Source organism: Rubneribacter sp. (genome assembly GCF_965361815.1).
The window spans coordinates 15,905-31,630 of the sequence record NZ_CBDTNW010000060.1 but is presented as its reverse complement, the minus strand read 5'-3'; the positions used below and the strand labels follow the sequence as shown (position 1 = coordinate 31,630).

12 protein-coding genes and 1 pseudogene are annotated in these 15,726 nt (G+C 65.7%); all 13 read right to left on the bottom strand.

What is annotated here, in order from left to right:
- Positions 1–223: pseudogene (locus tag ACWKY3_RS04045) on the bottom strand (thiol reductant ABC exporter subunit CydD); the annotation flags it as partial.
- Between the two features lie 130 nt (positions 224–353).
- Complete coding sequence (gene murB / locus ACWKY3_RS04040) at positions 354–1,280, bottom strand: UDP-N-acetylmuramate dehydrogenase (RefSeq protein ID WP_449315133.1); 927 nt, start codon at positions 1,278–1,280, stop codon at positions 354–356.
- Between the two features lie 8 nt (positions 1,281–1,288).
- Positions 1,289–2,779 (bottom strand): LuxR C-terminal-related transcriptional regulator, encoded by a 1,491-nt coding sequence (locus ACWKY3_RS04035; protein ID WP_449315132.1) that lies wholly within the window; start codon positions 2,777–2,779, stop codon positions 1,289–1,291.
- A 189-nt stretch (positions 2,780–2,968) separates the two neighbouring features.
- Entirely contained in the window at positions 2,969–3,220 is a 252-nt protein-coding gene (tatA, locus tag ACWKY3_RS04030) for a twin-arginine translocase TatA/TatE family subunit (RefSeq protein WP_449315131.1), read from the bottom strand.
- Between the two features lie 197 nt (positions 3,221–3,417).
- On the bottom strand, positions 3,418–4,290 hold the full coding sequence (locus ACWKY3_RS04025; protein WP_449315135.1) for an alcohol dehydrogenase: 873 nt from the start codon (positions 4,288–4,290) through the stop codon (positions 3,418–3,420).
- Between the two features lie 142 nt (positions 4,291–4,432).
- Complete coding sequence (locus tag ACWKY3_RS04020) at positions 4,433–5,992, bottom strand: GNAT family N-acetyltransferase (RefSeq protein WP_449315130.1); 1,560 nt, start codon at positions 5,990–5,992, stop codon at positions 4,433–4,435.
- 321 nt (positions 5,993–6,313) lie between these two features.
- Positions 6,314–9,205, bottom strand: a complete 2,892-nt coding sequence (uvrA, locus tag ACWKY3_RS04015; RefSeq protein ID WP_449315129.1) for an excinuclease ABC subunit UvrA — start codon at positions 9,203–9,205, stop codon at positions 6,314–6,316.
- A gap of 299 nt (positions 9,206–9,504) precedes the next feature.
- Positions 9,505–10,923: an SLC13 family permease gene (locus ACWKY3_RS04010; RefSeq protein WP_449315128.1), complete on the bottom strand. Its 1,419-nt coding sequence runs from the start codon at positions 10,921–10,923 to the stop codon at positions 9,505–9,507.
- A complete protein-coding gene (locus ACWKY3_RS04005) occupies positions 10,920–11,393 on the bottom strand; it encodes a heme-binding protein (RefSeq protein WP_449315127.1) in 474 nt (157 codons plus the stop codon). The genes ACWKY3_RS04010 and ACWKY3_RS04005 overlap by 4 nt, the downstream gene beginning before the upstream one ends.
- Before the next feature lie 114 nt (positions 11,394–11,507).
- On the bottom strand, positions 11,508–12,899 hold the full coding sequence (locus tag ACWKY3_RS04000; RefSeq protein ID WP_449315126.1) for an MFS transporter: 1,392 nt from the start codon (positions 12,897–12,899) through the stop codon (positions 11,508–11,510).
- A 31-nt stretch (positions 12,900–12,930) separates the two neighbouring features.
- Positions 12,931–13,734: an N-acyl homoserine lactonase family protein gene (locus tag ACWKY3_RS03995; protein WP_449315134.1), complete on the bottom strand. Its 804-nt coding sequence runs from the start codon at positions 13,732–13,734 to the stop codon at positions 12,931–12,933.
- Positions 13,735–13,808: 74 nt separating this feature from the next.
- Entirely contained in the window at positions 13,809–14,846 is a 1,038-nt protein-coding gene (locus tag ACWKY3_RS03990; RefSeq protein ID WP_449315125.1) for a zinc-dependent alcohol dehydrogenase, read from the bottom strand.
- Between the two features lie 93 nt (positions 14,847–14,939).
- A complete protein-coding gene (locus ACWKY3_RS03985; protein WP_449315124.1) occupies positions 14,940–15,698 on the bottom strand; it encodes an EthD domain-containing protein in 759 nt (252 codons plus the stop codon).
- Positions 15,699–15,726 lie beyond the last annotated feature (28 nt).

Here is a 15,726-nt window from a genome sequence, read left to right as displayed (position 1 = left end):
CCTGCACCGACGCGAGGAGCCGGCTTCCGACAAAGCAGGCCACAACCACCTCGACACACGCCGCCTGGTCTGCCAGCGCGCCTCCCTCCCACACGCCTACGACTGCGCTCGCCAGGGCAAGCGCCTGGCCGGCCACGAGCAAGGCCCGCGCCGTCGACGACGCGGCGAGCGCGGCAAGGACGCGCCGCACGCCCGGCAGCGCAAAGATGGATCGGTCAATCACGGGCCCTCGCCTTCCTCCTCCGCCACGTGCGACCCTCTCCAAACGGCTCGCGCGCGTTCGAAAAATGCTATTCTAGATATAACATATCACGACGAAAGGCACAAGGGCCGCGGCGGACGGAAGGACCCGCTCACTCGCCCTCGTCCTCGAAGCCCCACATGCGCACCTCCGGCTCCAAAAGCACGCCTGCGCTCGCCAGCACGCGCTCTTGCACCTCGTCGATCAGCCGGCGCACGTCCTTGGCCGTGGCGCCGCCCGCGTTCACCACGAAGCCGCAGTGCTTCTCCGACACCTGCGCGCCCCCCACGCGGAATCCGCGCAGGCCGGCCTCCTCTATGAGCTTTCCCGCGAAGCATCCCTCAGGGCGCTTGAAGGTGCTCCCCGCACTCGGCAGCTCAAGGGGCTGCTTTTCGGCGCGACGGCGCGCCAGGTCCTCCATGCGCGCCCGGACGGCCTCCGGGTCGTCGGGCTCAAGGACCAGCTGCGCCGAGAGCACCAGGTAGCCGCGATCGTCCATCATGCTGTGCCGGTAGGACCACGCCGCCTCCTTTGCGGTCACCTCCACCGCGCGCCCCTCCGGCGTCAGGCAGCGCACGCTTCGCGCCACCTGCCCGAACTCCCCGCCGTAGGCGCCCGCGTTCATGATGGCCGCGCCGCCGACGGTCCCCGGTATGCCGCTCGCGAACTCGTAGCCGGCAAGCCCCGCCCGCTGCGCGGCCTCGGCCACCTGGGCGTTCGACGCCCCCGCCTGGGCCTTTACCGTCCGCCCCTCCACAGACACTCCCGAAAAGCCGCCGGCCAGGATCATCACGACGCCGCGCAGCCCCGCGTCGCTCACCAAAAGGTCGCTTCCCAAGCCCATCGCCCGCAGAGAAACGCCGAAGGAGCGGCACGCCTCCCAAACCGCGCGCACCTGCCCCTCGGTGCGCGGAAAGACCGCGCACTCCGCCGGACCGCCCACCGCGAAGGTGGTGTGCGCCGCCATGGGCTCGCCAAGCCGCAGCCCCTCCTCGCCCACCGCGCGCGCAAGCGCGGCCCGAAGCCCTTCGCAGACCATGATCCCCCTCATTTCCCGCCCAGGCGGCGCACGGTGCGCTCGCCCAGGTCGATGAGCTCTTGGCGTCCATGCGTGCCCGTCTTCGCGTAGATGCGGCGCAGATGCGTGTCCACCGTGCTCTTGGATATGAACAGCTCGCCCGCTATGCGCTCGCCGGTGCGGCCGCGCAGGGCGAGCGGCAGTATCTCGGACTCGCGCTTGGACAGGCCGTGCTCGGAGGAGATGACCCGGCACGCGTCGTCGAACCGGTCCGCGTCGCGCACGATGACCGACAAGGCGCCGAAGTCCCTCTCCGTGAACAGGAACAGGTACGCGTAAAGCGCCGCCAGGCCGGCGAAGGCCGCCACGGCGTAGGGCGCCTCCCCTGCGGGTTCGAGCGACTCAATGACGTTGCCCAAGACGATGCCCGCCATCTCCCCCAGGTAAAGCGCCGCGAACCCCCCGGCGAACGCCGCAGCCGCGTCCTGGCCGGTCAGCTTGGCCATGAGGAGGAACAGCGAGATCAAAACGGATATGAGCCCCAGATACCCCGCCAGGACCACGGCCTCGCCCGTGACGCCGAACGAACCCAGCACCGGCACGAACAGAAAGCCCGCCATCATCACGAGCACGGCCAGCCGGTACACGCCGTCCAGGGGGCTTTGCGCGCCGCGACCGTCCTGCGAAGCCCTCGCGTCGCCCGCCATCAGCTGCAGGGCCGCCGTGCAGAACAGCACGAGCACGAGCAGGGTCGCCCCTATGGCCGGGTTCGACGCCATGCCGGGCTCGGACGAGAACGTCTCCATGAAGCCGGCAGCCAGCCCGAACAAAACGGTGCCCGTCAACATCTTCCTGGACAGGCGCGCGGTCTCAACACGCTGCTCCTTGGTGGCAACCAAATCGCCGAAGGTTATCGGGGAGGGCGCGGAGCCTCCCTTGCAGCTTTGGCGGGCGCCCTCCTCCGAAAACGGCGCGAGCCCCTTCAAGGCGAAGGCGCTGCCCAGGGCAAGCAGCTTGAGCGCGAGCGGGGCGCCTTCCCAGGGAAGCGCCCAGAACGCCAGGCAGACGGCGGCGGCCAGGGCGGACGAGACGAACACCTCGGGCAGGCAGCGCTCCGAAGGCCTCCTGCCGAACGCGCGGCCCCACGCGGCCAGCATGAGGCCGGCGGACGCGCCCACGAGCAGCCCTTCGGCCAGCACGGTGCCCGGCGCCGGACCCACCAGGACGGGAAGGGCCGACCCCACCACCAGCAAAAGCGCGTAGCACCACAGAAGCGCGCGAGAGAGCAGCGCGTCGCGCGCCCGGGGGGCGGCCGCGCGCAGAAGCGCGAAGGAAAGCACCATGAAAGCGAGGGTAGCGAACAGATCGGCGCGTTCGAACAAGACGGGGCCGGCGTCCAGGGCCCTGTTCGGACCCAGGTAGAACAGGGAGAACACGAACCCCTGGTTGCAGGCGAACCCCAACGTGGACCGCAGAGCGGACGGCTCGACGGGCCGCATTCCGCGCAAACCGGACTGCACGGACCCTCCTTCCCGATAGACGGCTGACGACCAACCATGATAGCAGGACACGGGGGCGCGCCGGCACGGCAGCCCGAAGTCCCCACGACTTGCCCCGGAATGCGCAGCGCCCCGCGGCACGGATGCGGCGGGGCGCTGCGGGCGCGAGGGAGGGAGGGATCGCGCCTTGAAAATAGAGAGTGGTCTGGATTACGCGGTGGCCTTCTTGGCCTTCACCGTCTTCTTTGCCGGCCGGGCGGCCTCCTCGGACTCATCGTCCTCGACGGCCAGCTCCATGCCGTCGGCGTCCTCTTCCTTGCCGTCGCTCATGCCCTCGCGCAGGTTCTTCACCGTCTTGCCGAGGGAGGCCCCCAGCTTGGGAAGGTTCTTCGGCCCGAAGATGAGCAGGACGACGGCCAGAATGATAACCAGCTCGGGAACGCCCATGCCAAGGATTTTCATATCAAGCGCCTCCTCCAGCGTTTTCAGCGGCGGCGCGCTCGGTTCGGTCGCGCCGGTTTCGTCGGGGACCACTATCGCCTAAAAGCCAAGGGGCCGTCTATCGTGCAAACCGCTGATTTCGTACTCAATCGGCCTGTTCCGCTTGTCATGCAAACGGAGTACGAATGCAAAAACGCCTGTTCAAATAATTGCTGATTCTAAAGATCCTCTATAACCTTGGCGGAGACGACGTTGCTTGGGGAAATGAGGATGGCGCCCACCTTGCCCTTCTCCGGAGCGTCCACGTAGAAGGTGGACCCCACGGTCTCGCCCATCACGAGCGGGTCCTCGTCCTGCGTGGCCACCACGATGTCCACGCCCTCCGCATCCTCGAGCAGCTCCCTGTCGTCCGTCACGACCACGACGAAGTCCACCTCGTGCTCCGCGAAGTAAGCGACCTGCCCCTCTATCCGCCGCGCCGCAAAGCCCTCGTCGGCGCTGACGGACAACACGCCGAAGCGGTGAGCGCCCCTTTTGAGGATGACCCCCTCGGAATAGCGGCTGGGGTCGACGGTGTCCAGCTCGAACACCGCGGCGTCCTTGTCCTCGTAGCTCTCGCGGACCTCGGCCACCGAGAGGGGCTGCGCGCCCGCCCTCGCCGTGGCGCCTGCAAAGGAGGCGGACGTGTCCTTTTCGGAATCGGAGGCGTTGCTGCTTGAGGGCGCATCCTCCTGGGAATCGGGGGCGTCGTCGCTTGAGGGCGCGTCCTTTTGGGAATCGGGGGCGTCGTCGCTTGAGGGCGCGTCCTCCGCCGCCGGATCCAAGACGGGCTGCGAAGCGCCTTCGGCGTCCCGCTCCTCGGCGTCTTCGGAGGAAGACCCCTTCTCTGGGGACGAGGGCTTCCCGGCGCCGGAAGCGCCGGCCGCCGAAGAAGGCTCCGGCTCGGCCGTTCCTGCGTAGACGATGGCGGTGTAGCCCTCCATGCTGCCGAAGGTGTCGTCGATGTTCGAGGCCGCCACGTTCCAAGAATGGCCGGCGACCAGGTACCAACCCAGGCCGGCGAGGCTGAGCACGATCAGGGCGGCGAACACCGCCAAGGCGACTTTTTCCCGTGATTGAGGTGACATGGTGCGGCAATTATACCCCTCCCGCCGTTTGCGAGAAGCGCCGAGGCCGAGCGGACAGAGAATTTCGACAGGCGCCGGGACGGGGCGGCAGGGGCGGCCGCCGGCCTCAGCCGCGCAGGAGGCGCTCGTAGGCGACGCGGCGCTTCTCGCGGCCGAGCACGTCTTTGATCGCGATCTGGCCGCAACGCGCGTAACCGTGCTTCTCCAGCAGCCGTTGCATGGGGGCGTTTTCCGGGTAGACGTCGGCGCGGATGCTCGCGCGTCCGCCCGCCCGGGCTATCCGATCCGCCTTGTCAAGGATGAACATGCCCACTCCGCGACGCCTGGCCGGCTCATCCACGGACACCCAGTGCAGCTCGGCATAGGGTTGCGGCTCGGCGAGCGTGTCGGTGAGCCACGCGCCCTCTATGCCGCGGGCGTAGTTCTTGTCGGGCGAAAACGACACGGCGAACACCGCGATGAGGCGGCCCTGCCCGTCCTCCACCACGTGCGTCGTACCGTTTTTGATGCTGCGCATGAGGCGGCGGGCCGAGGGGTATTTCTTGTTGCGTCCCTCGTCTATGCCGAGGGCGGCGAACGTCTCGTGGCCAACGTCGAGCAGCGCCGCCACGCGGGCGAAGTCCTCGCGCGCGGCGGGGCGGCTTGCGTAGTAGCCGAGCACCGAGGCGCGTCCGGCGAACAGCGGCGGATCATCGGGGAGCCGGTCGGCGGCAGGCGCCGTGCCGGCTTGGGAGGCGGGCGCGGCGGCGGGCTTCTGCTCGCGCTCGGTGACGAGGAAGATCATGGCAACGATGAGCGCGCACCCGATCAAGTCCCACATCGACACGGGCGTTCGCAGCCACACGAGCGCGAGCACCGTGGCGGACACCGGCTCGACGCAGCACAGAAGGCTCGCCTTCACCGGGCCGGCGTCGGCGACGCCCTGCAGGTAAAGCAGGTAGGCGCCGAACGTGCCCACCACCACGATGGCCACGAACGCGGCCACGCCCCCAACGGGCAGCTGCACGCCCATGGCCCAGGGTTGCACGATGACCGACGCCGCGGAGCCGCCGAACAGCATGGCCAGCCCCGTCACCACCATCGAACCCCACTTCGCCAGCACGCGCACGGGCATGAGCGTGTAGAAGGCGAGCGCCACCGCCGAAACGAACCCCCAGGCCAAGCCTTCGGCCGGGATGGCCAAACGGCTCGGATCGCCCTGGGTGGCGATGACCGCCATGCCCGCAAGCGCGAGCACGAGGCCTGCAGCCTCACGTGCGCGGGGAAGGCGGCGTGCGCGCAGGCACACGTAGAGCATGATGAACACAAGCCCCACCTGCTCGATGGTGGTGCCCACGCCGGCGGAGGTGTAGCCGATGGTGTTGAGGTAGCTCAGCTGCGTGAGCAGCACGCCGAACACGGCGAACGCGGCGATTTGGACGAGCGAGCGCCAGTCGCGCAGCGCCGCCGCAAGGTCGCGCCAGTTGCGCGCGGCGGCAAGGAGCAGGAAGAACGCAGCCGCTATCACCATGCGCACACAGGTGATCCATGTGGCGGGCGCGCCGTAGTCGGCCATGAGCAGCTGCGCGCACGTCCCCGAGAACCCCCAGCACACACCGCCCGCAAGCGCGCACACCACGCCTCGCGCCACATGGCGGCCCCCGGCCGCCGCCCCCGCCTTCGCCACGAGCGCCTCCCCGTCCTTCTTGCTCCCACCGATTCTCGCCGACTGCGCAGCGCATTGTCGCACAGCCGCCCCCGACGCGAAACCCCGCCACCGTTTCTTCACGCACGCGGCAAGCGGCGAACGCGCTCCGCCCCCCTCCCGGCGGCGCTCCAGAGCGGGCTGCCGCCCAATGGGGCCTACATCGGCCGCAGAGGAGGTCCCTACGGTAAACGAAAACTTCCGGATTCCTTACCGCAACCGTAACGCGGCATGTTCGTTCCGCACGCCTCAGCGCCCGAGCGGTGCGGCGCAGCCGCAAGCGCCCGGGCCGCAGTCCGCGCCCTACAGGCGGCCGTCCTCCAGCATGCGCTTCACGAACGCGCCCGTGTAGCTGCCCTCCACCTGGGCCACCTCCTCGGGCGTGCCTTGGGCCACGATGCGCCCGCCGCGCTCGCCGCCCTCGGGGCCAAGGTCGATAATGCGGTCAGCGCACTTGATGACGTCCAGGTTATGCTCGATGACGAGCACGGTGTTGCCCGCGTCCACCAAACGCTGCAGCACCACGAGCAGCTGGCGCACGTCCTCGAAGTGCAGGCCCGTGGTGGGCTCGTCTAAGATGTAGAACGTTTTTCCGGTTTGACGGCGCTGTAACTCGCTTGCTAGCTTCACGCGCTGCGCTTCGCCGCCAGAAAGCGTGGTGGCCGGCTGTCCCAGGCGGATATAACCCAACCCCACGTCGAAAAGCGTCTGCAACTTGCGCTTGATGCCGGGGATATTCTCAAAGAACGCAAGTGCGTCCTCCACCGTCATGTCCAGCACGTCCGAGATGTTCTTGCCCCGGTAGGTGACTTGCAGCGTCTCGCGGTTGTAGCGCGCGCCGCCGCACACCTCGCAGGGCACGTAGATGTCGGGCAAAAAGTGCATCTCTATCTTGATCTGGCCGTCGCCTTTGCACGCCTCGCAGCGCCCGCCGTTCACGTTGAAGCTGAAGCGCCCCGGCCCGTAACCGCGCGCCTTGGACTCCTGCGTGCTGGCAAAAAGCGCGCGGATGTCGTCCCACAGGCCGATGTAGGTGGCCGGGTTGCTGCGGGGCGTGCGCCCGATGGGGCTTTGGTCTATGTTGATGACCTTGTCGATCTTCTCCAAGCCGGTGATCTTCTTGTACGCGCCCGTGCGACGGTGCGCATGGTTCACGCGGTTCGCAAGCGCCGGCGCCAGCGTGTCGGTGACAAGCGAGCTTTTGCCCGAGCCCGACACGCCCGTGACCACGGTGAGCGTGCCGAAGGGCACCTCCAACGTGACGTTTCGCAGGTTGTTCTCGGCGGCGCCCGTCAGTTTGAGCGAGCCGCGACGCGGCTTGCGCCGCGCGCTCGGCACCTCGATTGCGCGCCGGCCCGACAGGTAGTCGGCCGTGAGGGACCCTGCGGCGCGCGCCACCTCCTCGGGCGTGCCGAGGGCCACCACCTCACCGCCGTGCTCGCCGGCGCCCGGCCCCATGTCCACCACGAAGTCGGCGCTTCTGATGGTGTCCTCGTCGTGCTCCACCACGATGACCGTGTTGCCCAAGTCGCGCAGGCGCTCCAGCGTGGCGATGAGCCGCTCGTTGTCGCGCTGGTGCAGCCCGATGGACGGCTCGTCCAAGATGTAGAGCACGCCCATGAGCCCCGCGCCAATCTGGGTGGCCAGGCGGATGCGCTGCGCCTCGCCGCCGGAGAGCGTCGCCGTGGCGCGCTCGAGCGTGAGATAGTCAAGCCCCACGTCCACCAAAAACCTGAGGCGCGCCCGAATCTCCTTCACAATGGGTCCGGCGATATGCTCCTCGGCCCCGTGAAATTCAAGCCCTTCGAAAAACGCCAGCGAATCGGCCGCGCTCATCTCGGTGACGTCGTGGATGGACTTGCCGTTCACCGTGACGGCGAGGATCTCCGGCTTCAAGCGCTTGCCGCCGCAGGTGGCGCACGGCACCACGGCGAAATAGCTTTGCAGCTTCTCGCGCTGCGCGTCGGACTGCGCCTCCTGGTAGCGGCGCTGCACCGCGGCAAGCGCCCCCTCCCACTCGATGTACCAGTACGTCTCGCGCCCGTCCACGGTCACGTAGTCCACGCGCACCTTCTGATTGCCCAACCCGTGCAAAAGCGCGTCCTGGGCCTTTTTGGGCATGTCCTCCCACGGCGTGTCCTCGTCCACGCCCATGTGCTTCGCCACGGCGCGCAGCACCTGCGGGTAGTAGTTGCCGGTCTTGAACGGCGCAAGCACCCCCTCCGCAAGCGAAAGCGACGGGTCGGGCACCACAAGCGAGGGGTCCACCTCCTCGCGGCTGCCGATGCCGAGGCAGTCCGGGCACGCGCCGTAGGGGGCGTTGAAGCTGAAGTCGCGCGGTTGCAGCTCGTCCATGGAGTGGCCATGCTCGGGGCAGGCGAGCGCGAGCGAGAACAGGTGCTCCCCCGCCCCCAGGCCGCCCGTCGCGCCCGAGGAGCGCCCGCCGCCCTGCCCGAGCGGCTTGCCGTCCGGTCCCAGCACCTGCACGAGCACGCGCCCTTCGGCGAGCTTCGTGGCAAGCTCCACCGCCTCGGCGATGCGGCTCGTGGCGCTCTCTTTGAGCTGCACGCGGTCCACTACCACGTCGATGAAGTGCTTGATCTTCTTGTTGAGCGTGCGCGGCTCGCCGTCAAGCTTCACGATCTCGCCGTCGATGCGCACGCGGGAGAAGCCCTCGCGCGCCAGATCGGCGAACAGCTTCGTGAACTCGCCCTTGCGGCCGGCCACCACCGGCGCCATGACGATGGCCTTCGCGTCGGGGGCGAGCGCCAGTATCTCGTCGGTCACCTGGTCGGTGGTCTGCTTCATGATGGGCCGCCCGCATTCCGGGCAGTGCGGCACGCCCACGCGCGCGAACAAAAGGCGCAGGTAGTCGTAGATTTCAGTGGTGGTGCCCACCGTGGAGCGGGGGTTTTTGCTCGTGGTCTTCTGGTCGATGGACACCGCGGGCGACAGTCCGTCGATGCTGTCCAAGTCGGGCTTGCTCATCTGCCCGAGGAACATGCGCGCGTAGCTGGAGAGGCTCTCCACGTAGCGGCGCTGGCCCTCGGCGTACATCGTGTCGAACGCCAGCGACGACTTGCCGCTGCCCGACAGGCCCGTGATCACCACGAGCTTGTCGCGGGGGATCGTCAGATCGACGTTTTTGAGGTTGTGCTCGCGGGCGCCCTTGATGACGATGGCGTTCTGTCCCATGCGCTTCTCTCTCTATTCGCCGCCGCAGGGTTGCTGCTGGCGGAAAAGGCCGGTTTCGTGCAGCCGCTAATTGTAGCGCAGGGGACGCGGAAGTTTCCCAAAGAACATCCGTTCTCATAGAAGCGTTCAAGGTTTGCGCACATTTCGTTCGAGGAATCCGTCCACCGCAAGCAAGGAGCCTCAAGGCATCCGAAGCCCCGACAACGGCCCGCCTGCGAGCGAGGATCCCCCGCGCGAGGCCGACCATCGCTCCGCAGGCACATCACCTCAAACAGCAAGCCGCCCAACAGTCCACGTCATCACGCCAGCCAGTAGAGTCCCAACGCCTCCCAATACGGCACCGACACCGCAAGCCCTACCAGGCAGGCAAGCGTGTACGCACCGCAGAACAACGCACAGTCCGCATGTCGCGTCAGGGTGGCATCAACCGAGAAACGGGCCGCCAAATACACCGGATTTTGGTACAGGGTGAACCACGGATTGACCGTGGCATATGCGGCAAAGCCCACCACCCACGGATTGATGCCAAGCCCCAATACCATAGGCACTGCAAAGGCCATAAACACGTTGATATAGGCAAGCTCTGACACAATAACGAACCGAGACAGGGTCGTGACCACCGCAACGCCCAGAACAAACAGGAGGGGAGAACCCGCAAGTCCCTGCAACGCAGGACCCACAACACCAACGAGCCAGGTATCAATACCGACTGCCCGAAACACCTCCGACAGCCCCAAAACAACGCCGGTGAACACAAGGGTGTCCCAGGTGATGGCCGATCGGAACTGCTCCCGACCAATCAGTCCGCACGCTGCACAGGCGCACAGCCCCACCACCCCCACCAGTGCTGCCGACACCCCGTGCACAGGTTCAGCTGCCCACAGCGCAAACGTCGCACACACAATGACAGCCATACGCTTTTCATCGCGCGAAAGAGGGCCACGCGACCTCGCGCTCGCCCGAGCAGTCACCTCCCCACATGCAGCCGTCTTCGCTCCCCTCCCATATAGCACAACAAGGCTACCGTAACTCAAAACACTCACCGTCACAAACCAGGGGAGCGCCGCACAAAACCAGTCAAGCATAGTGAACCGCTGCTGAATATCGGCAGGATATAGGCCCACCAGCGCAAAACCAATGACCGATGCACTGATGACCGCAGGCCCTACATTGCGCACTCCCACCAGCACTGCAAGAAAGAGCCCCGTCATCCCTTTAGACTGCGACCGATACCCAAGGCGATCCCCGATCTGCCCCGCCAAAGGCGCTAACATGGCAGCCTTTGCGCTCATGCTGGGAACGAAGGGGCCTATCAAGGTACCCGCTGCCATAAGCGCCATCACCTGGGCGCCAAGCCTCGGCGGAAACAGCCGCACCACACAGTGCGCTATACGCGCAAGCAGGCCGCTTTCGCGCAAGGCCACGCCCAAGGCAAAAGCGGCCAACAGGGTCCACCACGCAGAACCGGCGAAGGCAGAAAACACCACCTCGGATTCAATTCCCCCCACCACCACAAGCGCAACCGCCATGAGCAGAGCGGTGACGTACTCGGGCAGCACCGAGCACACCCACCAGACAACCGCCCAAACTAAAATGCCCAGAGCGACGCGCCCCTGCTCATCAAGCCCTGCAAGGGGTGCGAGCGCAACGACAATACCCGCCACAACACCTGCGGCAGCGCCCACACCCCTTCCCCATCGTTTCAGGATCGCTGTCACAACGCGCGCGCCCTCGCGTCAGCAAACCGAGAGAGGGTACGAACCAGGTAGCGGTGATCCTCCACGTGCGGCATCCCCGACACTGCCGCAACGCCTCGAAACTCCCCATCGACTACCAGGGGAAACGCGCCTCCGTACAACGCGTAGGCCTGCTCGTCTCCCTGCCAGGGCTCACGCGCGCCGCCCTCCTCGGCCTGCACCCGGGCATAAAGAGAGCTGTGATGCGTGCGCCGCACCGTCGCGCACTTGCGGTCGAGCCAATCGCAATTCGCCTGCCCGGTGCCCGGCATGAGCGCTTGGAACACGACGACACCGTCAAACTCAACACGCACCGCAAACACGCAGCCATCGGCCATACCACGCTCGTACAACAACGTACCCACGTTATACGCATCCCGCTCATCGAACGTTGCGAAGGCAAGCCCCTTCTCTTCTCGCAGCAGTTCTTCGGCTGTCTGCACGTTCTCCATACCGCACATCCTCCCTCTGCGCCATCTCTTCACAAAGCCGCACCTGCACGACAACCCCATTTGCGCGACAATCCTGCACGTCACCTCGCGCAGGCGCGGCATCTCCGCCCTCCGTCACCGCCGGCTCTCGATACCGCACGATTCGTAGCTGGTGAGCGCCCAGTCCTTGCCGCGACGCGGGCCAATGACCTCGTGCGCCATCAAAAGCGTGACAAGAAAACCCACAGCCAGCGAAGCGCACATCACGCCAAGGCAGACGTTGTAACCCACGGGCGATTCGAAACCGCCGCCCGCGCCAATGATCGCGCCCATCAGGTACGGGAACAAGCCGCCGATGATCATGGAGAAGTTGCAGCAGCTGATGGCGGTGGCCAACTGGTCTTTCCTCACCGACGCCCCTGCCAGCGTGTAAAGCACCGGAAACGACGCGTTCATGCAAAATCCCATGATCAGCTGGATAGCCACCAACACGCCAACACCTAAGCTCATAAGGGGCAGAAGCATGAACGTGACGAACAGCCACGCCGAGCAGATGAGGATGGTCCGTTTCGCCCCGATCTTGTCGGACATGGCGCCCCAGAACAGCTGCCCCGCGCCGGAGGTGATGGTGAACACAATGGAGAACGCCGCCGCCGTGGAGTTCTCCATATGAAGCTGGTAGGTGAGATACGGCGTGAGCCAGTAATTGAAGGCGAAGTACGCACCCACGATGAACGCGTAGGCAACGAACGCGGCCAGCACGTTTCTGTTCTTGAACAGCTCGTAAAACGGCACGTGCTCCCCGTTTTGCGAACCCGTCGCGTCAGCGGCTCCGCCCTTCGAGCGCTCCACCTGCTCGACCGTCGCATGAGGGGTAAGTCCCATAGCCTCGATGGCCTTGTTGTTGGCTACGAAGCGCTTTTTGGTGCTGTAGAGCAGATAGACCGCCCACAGCAGCACCGGGCACAACGGTATGATGAGAAACGGCATGCGCCAATCGCCCGTCTGGGCCAAGATGAACGCCACGAGCAAACTCACCAGAGCCGACCCCCAGGGATACCCGGTATGGTGCGCGGATATGATGAACCCCTGATGCTCCTCGGGAAACCACTCCGCGCACGCCGAGGCGTCGATGGCCTCGCCGCCTGCGGCAAAGCCGAAACGCACGAACTGCAAAACGAACACCGCCGTCAGCACGCCCACAAACGGCAGCCCGATGAGAAACGTGCACAGCAGATAGACTGTCGCGATTTTCGCCTGCGATCTGCCTCGAAACCAGCCGATGCCCCGCTTGTCCGCCCACGCGCCAATGACCAGGGCAAGCGCGCCGCCGCCCACCGTGCCCACCGTGCTGAGCAGCCCGGAGGTGGCAGCGCTCATGCCGAAATACTCCACCATGGACGGCATGACCTTGTTCATGATCTCCCGGCATCCCGTGTTGAACGCGTACACGAGCCATACCATGATCAAGATGGTCCATGACCCAGCGGGTGCATGCGGCAAAAAACCCTGCTTCTTTCCTTCCATGTCCTTCCCCTCTCCCTGCCCTCGACAATGTCTACTCGTAGAAGTCGGGGATTTTCCTCAAGCTGTTGAACTGGTCGATGTCGTGGCCGAACCACACCCAAGCGTCGTTTGCCTGCTCGATCCGCTTGATCTTCTTAGCGCTGGCGCGGTACGCCGCTGTGTCGTCGCATATGCCGGGGAGGCGCCCGTGATAGTTCACAATGCTGTTTAAAGCATCGGAGACAAGCAAGACGTCCTTCTCTTTCTCCAGATGCAGCAACAAACCGAGCACGCCCGGCGTGTGCCCCGGCAGAAGGTAGGCGTCAATACCAGGAAATAGCCCCACGGTGTCCTCCTCCACGTAGGTGAGGCTCTTGCGCGGACACAGCACGTCGTCGCGGTTGTAGAATCCGTGCCCAGCAGGATCCGGCGTGGCCATGACCGTGCAGAACGCGTGCTCGGCCTCGGCGCGCGACACGTAGAAGTCGGCGGTGTCGGCGAACAGCCGCATGTTGCCGATGTGGTCCATGTGCATGTGGGACAGCACGCACACGGCGATGTCGGCCGGCTTCAAACCGAGCGCGGCCAGCCCCTCCTCCATGGTCTCGCCCTCGACGGGGGTCCAGAAGCACTCGTTGGCGATGGCCTCGGGCCACAGCTCGTCGCTTCGGGGGTCGCTGCCTAGATCGTACAGAATCCACCCGACGGTTGGGTGGTCGATCAGCACCGCATAGCTGGGTCCTTGGTACCACGCCGTTTCCGGCGCGGGGTTGTCGCGCGTTCCCAACGTCCAGAGCGACTGGCTCAGGTTGTAGTCGTTGTTGAGCCTGCCGGTCCCTATGACGTACACCTTCATTCCCACGAGAAGCCTCCTTCCCTCGGCGCGGCCCGCCGCCAAGCTCCTGGGCGGCGGGCCGCTCTCGTTCGCCGTTAATCCTCGCTGATGGAAAACACGATCTTGTAGCCTTCGTGCGTGTCGAAGTAATCGAAGGCCGCCTGCCAGTCATCCAACTTGAACTCGGTGGCAAGCGGCGCCAGGTCAACCAGACCCCGGTCGAGCAGGCGGACCGCCTGGCGCCAGTTGTGCGGGTTGGTGGACATCGACCCGCGCAGCTGCACCTCGCGGTAGATGACGTTCGACATGTTGACCTGCGCCGTGGCCGCGCCGATGGCGAACTCGGTGACGTAGCCGTCCTTGCGCACCTCATCAAGGCAGGTGTTGAGGCCGGCGTCGGTGCCGGAGCACTCGATGGCGGCATCCGCGCCATAGCCGTTCGTGAGCTTCCCGATGAGCGCGTGCAGGTCCTCCTCCTCGACGTTCACCGCGTAGTCGATGCCGAGGCTCTTTGCCATCTCCAGGCGCGCCGCGCCGGTCGCAACGTCGGTGATAACCACGGTGGCCCCGTTCGCTTTGGCAACCTGCGCGTTCATCAGCCCCATGGGGCCCGCGCCCGCGACGAGCACCACATCGCCCGCGTGCATGGGGGTGACATCGAAGCAGCAACGGCAACAGCACGCCAAAGGCTCGATCATAGCGCCCACCAGATCATCGATGCCCTCGGCCACGGGCACCAGGTAGCGGGCCGGCACCGTGATGTACTCGGCGAAGCAGCCGTCGATCACATACCCGATGGAGCGGCGATGGACGCACATGTTCGTGAGGCCGTCCTGGCAGTGCTCGCAGGTTTGGTCCACGCCCACGCCGATCTCCGAGGTGACCTTCTGCCCCAGCTCGTAGCCCTCAACGCCCGCACCCAGCTTGTCGATGCGGCCGACGAACTCATGCCCCATGACCACCGGCGGCTTCAAGCTCAGCTGCGAATCGTAATGGTACACATGCATGTCGCTGCCGCAGATGCCCGCTTTCAGCACCTTGATGCGCACCTCGCCCGCGCCAGGCTCGGGCACGGGCAGCTCGCGCAGCTCGGCGTTGCCGGGGCCGAAATCGTACTTGACAAGACCCTTCATGATACTCTCCTCTCATCGGGGCGCGCGACGCCGCGCAGGGCGGGCGCGCCCATTCGAAACAGACCGAAACCGCAGGCAAGCGCTGCGAAACGCTCACTGGTGGCGATAGAAGCCGTCGTAGCCGTCGAAGATCTCAGGGATATAGGCGTCCCAGCGCTTCATGACGTACTCCTCGCCGCACATGGAGAAGAACTTGTCCAGGAAGTGCTTGCAGTCATCCTGGATCTCCTTCATCGCGCCAGGGCGGCTGAAGTGCGCGAAGCGGAACGCGTCGACGCTCCAGTAGTCCAGGATGCACATGCCGTTCCACGCCACGTCGTTGGGCACGAGCGTGTTGTGGAAATGCTGCTGGCCGTAGAACCCGGCGCCGATGTGGGTGTGCAGGGCAAGGGGAGCGTGCACGAACTCCCAGTAGTCGTGGAAATCGCGCGGGTTCTCGTCCTCGCGGCACTTGCACAATCCGATGCGCTTGATCCAGGGCGACTTCGCCCCGACCTCCCATTGGGCAAGCGTCGGACGGACCACCACTTCGTCGGTGTCGTAGGCGCCAAGGACCTTCACCTGCTCGTCGTCCTCGTAGAGCGTCATGAAGTCGAAGCCGTCCTCGCACCACAGCTCGTCCATGGCGAAAATGCCGCTCTCGTCGTAGCCGCCCCAGCCCCAGCCAGCGTCGACAAGCTCCTGAGATGGAACGACGATCTTGTTCGCGTAGTACTGGAGCACTTCGGGACGCTCGACGATCTTCGGGGTGTGCTCGTTGAGGTAGAGCATATGGAACCTCTCGCGCGCCGCATCGTCGAGGGCTCCGTCGGGCGCACCCAAAAACACGATCTTCTTGTTCATTTTGAGCATTGCAGATACCACCTTTCTGAGTTTCCGC

Excerpts from the sequence above, each read along its gene's own strand:
- murB (WP_449315133.1), bottom strand. The coding sequence starts at position 1,280 with ATGGTCTGCGAAGGGCTTCGGGCCGCGCTTGCGCGCGCGGTGGGCGAG.
- tatA (WP_449315131.1), bottom strand. The coding sequence starts at position 3,220 with ATGAAAATCCTTGGCATGGGCGTTCCCGAGCTGGTTATCATTCTGGCC.
- uvrA (WP_449315129.1), bottom strand. The coding sequence starts at position 9,205 with ATGGGACAGAACGCCATCGTCATCAAGGGCGCCCGCGAGCACAACCTC.
- ACWKY3_RS04005 (WP_449315127.1), bottom strand. The coding sequence starts at position 11,393 with ATGGAGAACGTGCAGACAGCCGAAGAACTGCTGCGAGAAGAGAAGGGG.
- ACWKY3_RS04000 (WP_449315126.1), bottom strand. The coding sequence starts at position 12,899 with ATGGAAGGAAAGAAGCAGGGTTTTTTGCCGCATGCACCCGCTGGGTCA.
- ACWKY3_RS03995 (WP_449315134.1), bottom strand. The coding sequence starts at position 13,734 with ATGAAGGTGTACGTCATAGGGACCGGCAGGCTCAACAACGACTACAAC.
- ACWKY3_RS03990 (WP_449315125.1), bottom strand. The coding sequence starts at position 14,846 with ATGAAGGGTCTTGTCAAGTACGATTTCGGCCCCGGCAACGCCGAGCTG.
- ACWKY3_RS03985 (WP_449315124.1), bottom strand. The coding sequence starts at position 15,698 with ATGCTCAAAATGAACAAGAAGATCGTGTTTTTGGGTGCGCCCGACGGA.